The following is a 6,034-nucleotide window of genomic DNA, read 5'->3' as shown; positions in this document are numbered from 1 at the left end:
GTTGGTTGCGGGAGCAGGATTTGAACCTGCGACCTTCAGGTTATGAGATAGCTACGGGGCGATTTTCACGGTCTTGGACGACTTACTCCAGCGATGGATATTGCACCATATATTTCTGTTTTTATTGATTTATTTTTGCCATCCCTTTACGATGATGAACGATCAGGAACGACGCAATTTCCTCCCGATTGATTCCGATTTGATTCCGGATGTTCCGGAAAAGCCGAGGTGGATGATGGTCAAAATCACGAAGCGTGCGGTCGATGCAGCCGCCCCTGCTGACAAGGAATTCTTCCTGTGGGATGATGAACTGAAAGGCTTTGGCCTGCGCATCTATCCCACCGGCCGAAAGATGTACCTCGCCCAGTTCCGGGCCGGCGGGCGCCTGCGGCGGGTCAATATCGGGCTTCATGGCGCCCTAACCCCTGACCAGGCCAGAACCGAGGCGATGAAGCATTTGTCGGAAGTCCGGTTGGGCGGTGATCCGGCCAGCGTCCGCGATCGCAAAAAGGCCTCGCCCACAATGAAAGAATTCGGGCAGCGCTTCCTTGACGAACATGTTGCCATCCACTGCAAGGCAACCACACAGGCCGAATACAAGCGGTCTGTTGAATTGTTCATCAATCCCAAGCTCGGGTCACATCGCCTGATCGACGTGACCCGCGCCGACATCGTCGCTCTCCACGCCTCGATGAAGGACAAGCCCTATCAAGCCAATCGTACCTTGGGCGTATTGTCTGTCATGTTCACGATCGCCAACGACTGGGAAGTGTTGACTGACGGAACCAACCCCTGCTGGAAGGTCAAGCGATACAAGGAAGTGAAGCGCGAGCGTTATTTGACGGAAGATGAGCTCGCGCGCCTGGGACAGGTTTTACGTGACGCGACCAGCGAACCTGAAGCCGTCAACTGCATTCGCCTCCTGCTGCTCACCGGATGCCGCCTCGGCGAGATCCAGACGCTCAAATGGGAGTATGTCGATCGCAAGGCAGGCGTCCTGCGACTGCCGGATTCGAAGACAGGCGCCAAACTCGTGCCGGTGGGCGATTCCGTGTTCGAGGTCCTGGATGGCATCAAGAAAATCGACAAGAACCCTTATGTCATCACAGGCTATGTCGAGGGGCGGCATTTGACCGACATGCAGCACCCTTGGCGACGCATCCGCAAACGAGCACGTCTGGAGGATGTACGCATTCATGATCTACGTCACAGCTTTGCTTCGGATGCGCTCGAACTCGGTGAAGACCTGACGATGATCGGCAAGCTTTTGGGCCACACCCAGGTCCAGACGACGGCCCGCTACGCTCATCTCAAAACGGCCCCAGTCAGGACGGCGGCGAACTCCGTTTCAGCTGCGATCGCGATGGCGCTCACCAAGCCTGTCCAAGCCAGCAATGATTCGGAGCAGGAAGAAGCAGCCTGACCGCCAGCGAGATATACATTTTGCGTTGGAATAGGCCCATGGCCAGCCCCGATCGCACCTCATCGAACGAGAAGGCCTGATGGCGCCTTCGGGTCACGAAAACTGAGCGTAATGATGATAGCCGATTTCCAGCGCTTTGCGCTTCGCCCCTTCATACCATTCGGTGACATTTTCGTATCGGCAGTCGATTGGATCCTCCACCTGTCCGTCGGGCTGAAGAATTGCAGGCAAATCATTGCGGCCATCATCCACGCCGTCCACCGTCCAGGGATGAAGATATCCGTCACCGCTGATTGACCAGCCCATCACTGCCTTCTTGTAATATCCGCCGACCTCGTTTTCTGATGCCCACCAAATTCCCAGCACATATGTCTCTGGAGCTGCGGGGACAAAGGATTGAGGGGTCCGGACAAGGGCCCTGTCCCATTGTGCCTCGTCGATGATGATTTCTTCATCCGAGTTTCGTAAAAATATCTGTACGCTGCCGTTCCCTAAATCCTTAACCGATCCGACATCCGCGACGGCATATTGCTTCTTGTCATTTCCGGAAAAGAACACTCCCGATCACTCCCTGTTACGTTCAAAATAAGCTATCCCGATACCGCTCTACCGCCGTTGCCACACGATCGGATATTTCAGGAAACAGGAAATCCATCAACGTCCTGACGCTGTCCTCTGGCTGAAACACCGGATCGTCGCGCTTGATACGACTGAATATCCCTTCGGCTCCCTTCAGTCTCTCACGCCATTTGCCGCTGCTATCCTGTTTGTTCAGAAGATCGACATGACCGTAAGCATCGACCGCGCTATAAAAAGCGATGAACAGACTTGGATAAGCCTCCGCGACCTGATGCGCGACCTGCACCAGCTTGGAGAATTTGTAACCCACCGGCTTTCCATCCCGCGCACTGTAGAGCGCGGATAGCATGACTCGCGTGGCTTCGTGGCTGTCGGGAAATTCGGGCAGATCTATCCCCCGACGTTCATATCGTTCCCGCAATTGCTCCCAGGTCGCACGATTTTCCGGCGTGTGGCGAAACGATCGGCCATGCTCCATCCAGAATTCGTGGAGGTCGGCCTGATCGATACGTATCGCCATGACCTTGGCATCATCGGCCTCCTTCTGGATCGCTGCGCGCAATCCGGCCTCGGCTGCCTGAAAGTCGAACAGGAAAAGCCGCTGCCCCTCCCGGTCCTGCGTAAGGTCAGCGAAGGCCACCACCTTCTCTTCCCAGGCATCAGTAACCTGCGCGCCGTCCCTGACCGGGATCCGATGATGGCAGCGAATGTGGAAGATGCCAGTCCGTTCGGAAAGTTCGGTCGTTTCCTCATCAACGATGAAAATATTGGAATTGTTGGAATAGAGCAGATCGTCTGTGGTGAGACGTCGATAGCCGGCATCGAAAGACCCAAACACCCAGACCAGCAGACCTCCCTCACTTCGATAGAAGGAGCGGCGCCCGGCGACTACGCTGAGGAAGGTCGTGGAAAGTTGCACCTCGAACGCGATCTTGCCTTGCGGATGTGCGGCCTGAACATCCGGCCGCCGGAAGCGCCTCGAATCGGTGCCTTTCCAGTTCCGTTCAACCGCAATGTCAGAAAAGACAATATCCGCCCTCAGGCTGCGCTCAATCAGGCTCTTGATATGTTTGTGCGGCGCGCTCTCGCGCAGGCCATGATATTTCCGCGCCGTGATCTCTTCCGCCGTCAGTGCCGATCGGGTTTTTGCGGAACAGGATTCGTCTTCCTCCGATCGATGCCGAAAGAAAAACCGCTTATCCGGCGTCGACACAAGATAGACGGGCGTGAGGCATTCCGAGCAAAGGTAGCGCGGACTGCCGCTGTTCATACGCTCCACGATCTGGACCCGGTTGTCGACCAGATCCTGATAGAACTGGCCGCCTATGACGGCCTTGGCGTTCGGAATCTCGCCGAGGTCAAGATCGATGACCTGATCGATCTGCGCATCCTCGACAGGCGTCGCATAGTCATAGCCCTCTACCGTCACGTTGTTCAGCCGCATAACGACAAACTATCATCAGGCGCCCTCAGAACAAGTCAGGAACGATAGCGCTGTTGGAATTCGGTGATGACTGAATCGCTGGCCGATGTGCCATGCGCCGGTTAGAGATTTTCGTGCCTAGGTTTGGGCGATCATGAGCGTAGTGCAACAGGATAGCCACCATCATCGGCATCAGCACCACAGACTTGCTCTCGTACAGGGCTCTCGCGGCCTCCCCGCGGGTTCGGAGTCCCTGCTAAAACCCCGTCATGCCCTGACACGGATACGTTGACGCAGGCGTTCGTACAGCGGCACTTCGGCTTCGTGCGAAATTTCAACGGTCACAGCGAAGGCCTGCTGGCCCTCGTCACCAGCCCAGCCACCGGCACATCGCACCACGAGATAGTAATTGTCGCCATAGCCCCTGATATTGCGTGAGAAGCTGACACTGGCACATTGCAGGCTCGATTTTTCCCGAACCGTCGAACTGGGCAGCAGCTTGCAGTTGTAGCGAGCTTCCATCTCAGGGAACGGCGCTTCATCGGCTGTACGCCGCCGGAAATGCTCGAAGATCATGTCGGGGTCGCAGCCCCTGATGAGCCGGAAGCCCATCGATACGCCATTATAATCGAGCCGGCTGTGGCGCACAGGCGGATCAAAAGCCAGGCTCACACGGATGGTGCGGCGGCCCCGTTCAGTCTGGAACAGCTCCGGGATCGGGATCTGGTAGACCGCGAAATGGTCGATCGCGAGCTCATCCTCGGCATAGAGGATCACCCGCGAATCGTCGGAAAAGGCGGCCCGTTCCGCATCGACCCGTCCATGACCGAACAGCGCTCGACCAGCGGTATCTCCCAGGAGAGCCAGGCGACGAACGCTCTCGGGCGGAGCGACCGCGCTAGTGGCGAGCAGGGCGCGAACGAGGTTGGCAGATGCGTCGGGAAAGCGCGCCAGGATCTGGCTTGCCTTGAACGCAACGAGAGGCGCGGCATGGGATGTGCCCGATCGCGCCGCGAAGAGCCGGTCGACAGGACGGTAGTGGAGCGACATCACGCCGGCTTCGGGCCGTACTTCGCCGCCCTGGAGGGAGGCGGTGGGGCCATCGTAGATCAGCGTACCGCCAATGTCGGTAAAGTCGGGTTTGATCGCACCGCGCACGCCAGGACCAGCGCGCGAGAATGGCGAGGGCTCAAACGCTTCGGTGATCGGACGCACCCCGACATTGTCCTGAGCGCGGGTGCTAAGACCATTGCTATGCGCGACGGAACCAACAGTGACGATGTTCATGCCGCCGGCCGGTTCGCACAGCCGGTTCTCCGGCTCCATGAGGTAGCCTGGATAGTCGGTGACTGACTCTTCGATGCGCATTCCGCGCCGTGGCTGACGGTTGCCGGCCGCGACGATGATGACGATATCCAGTTCGCGGACCAGTTCATCGAGCGTCTGCGCCCAGGGACCAACCTTGCCGCCTTCGACGACCTTGGTGCGATCACCGAGCGAAATGACAAAAATCCGGCAACCGAATTGCTCATGAAGCCCGGTGATCGCCTCGCGCATCAGCTTTGGCGTGAGACGCCGGTTGGGGAAATTGCCGGTGTGGTCGATCACCTTGGCTGAACACAGGCGCGCGTGCCGGACCAGTTCTCCAGCACCCAATTGCGCGCGCAGATCGCCGAAGGTCGCGATACCCCCGACAAAGGTTCCATGCCCATGGTCATCGGCTGTACCCAGCGTATCCGGCACGGCGATCGACCCGACGATGATATCCTCGATCAAAGGATGGTCATTGATCCCGCTGTCGATGATCCCGATGAGCGGCGCATTCTCGTCGAGATCCTCCACATCCGGCACATCGCCCAGCGCATCGTCGATGTGTTGTGCCGCGAGCAGATCCGGCTCGGGAGGCAGATCGACCTCGGCGATTTCCTCAATTGACAGAAGGGTGCGCGCAATTGCGCCATCGCACTGAAGCCGGACGAGCGTGAGATTGGGACCAATATGCCGGTCGAGCTCCTCGGCGCCCCGCGCCTCTGCATAGCGAACGATGTCGTCGATCTTGCGCTCGCGCAAAGCCCGGGCGCCAAGATCCCAGAGCTCGATATCAACCATGTACGCCTCGCCGACCTGGAAATCATCAACATCGACCAGGCCCGCTTCGCGGGCTCGCATGCCAATGCGATCGCGCGGCGCGACTTCGGCAATCGTCTCCACATTGGCAATGAACGAAGAGAAAGCCGGGTTCTGCCGGCCAGGCTGGACGCCCTGGCCATAGGCATCGAGCTTGCGTTGGAACTCGGTCAATTCATCGTTCGAAGAGAAGAGGACGAGTGTGCGATCCTCGTCGCTCGACAGAACGGTCAGGCCGACACGATTCCATTCCTCCTCGAGCAAAGGTCCGCTCATCCGGACCCGCAGGATCAACGACGGATCGACCGCATCGGGGCGACGACGCTGCCGTTGGGCGGCTACGGCCTGACCGAGCTCCTGACCCAGGCGATCACTGTGCCCGCGCGGATTGCGCTGGGGAGGAGGCCCACCGCCACCATTCTTGCGGCGGGGCAGGCGTTCGGGCAGCCGCAACAGCTGCAGGTGATCATAACGCGCCACGC

General features: G+C 58.5%; 4 protein-coding genes. 1 reads left to right on the top strand and 3 read right to left on the bottom strand.

The window, feature by feature from the left end; genetic code table 11:
* Positions 1–73 precede the first annotated feature (73 nt).
* Positions 74–1,423, top strand: coding sequence for a site-specific integrase (locus tag EBBID32_RS18510; RefSeq protein ID WP_006963536.1), 1,350 nt, complete (start codon positions 74–76; stop codon positions 1,421–1,423).
* Between the two features lie 93 nt (positions 1,424–1,516).
* On the opposite strand, the gene EBBID32_RS18505 is transcribed toward EBBID32_RS18510, so the two are convergent.
* From EBBID32_RS18505 to EBBID32_RS18495, 3 genes are all read right to left on the bottom strand, one after another.
* Positions 1,517–1,981, bottom strand: coding sequence for a hypothetical protein (locus tag EBBID32_RS18505; protein ID WP_037491793.1), 465 nt, complete (start codon positions 1,979–1,981; stop codon positions 1,517–1,519).
* Positions 1,982–2,003: 22 nt separating this feature from the next.
* Positions 2,004–3,446: a DUF6035 family protein gene (locus tag EBBID32_RS18500; protein ID WP_006963525.1), complete on the bottom strand. Its 1,443-nt coding sequence runs from the start codon at positions 3,444–3,446 to the stop codon at positions 2,004–2,006.
* 246 nt (positions 3,447–3,692) lie between these two features.
* The gene (locus tag EBBID32_RS18495; RefSeq protein WP_006963523.1) at positions 3,693–6,032 is read right to left on the bottom strand and encodes a S8 family peptidase; all 2,340 of its coding nucleotides are present in this window, start codon (positions 6,030–6,032) and stop codon (positions 3,693–3,695) included.
* Positions 6,033–6,034 lie beyond the last annotated feature (2 nt).

Source organism: Sphingobium indicum BiD32, from assembly GCF_000382885.1.
Classification (GTDB): Bacteria; Pseudomonadota; Alphaproteobacteria; order Sphingomonadales; family Sphingomonadaceae; genus Sphingobium; species Sphingobium japonicum_C.
Note: the sequence above shows the minus strand (reverse complement) of the source record. Positions and strands in the feature narration are given on the sequence as shown.

Coding starts and splice junctions, on each gene's coding strand:
- EBBID32_RS18500 (WP_006963525.1), bottom strand. CDS start 3,446: ATGCGGCTGAACAACGTGACGGTAGAGGGCTATGACTATGCGACGCCT.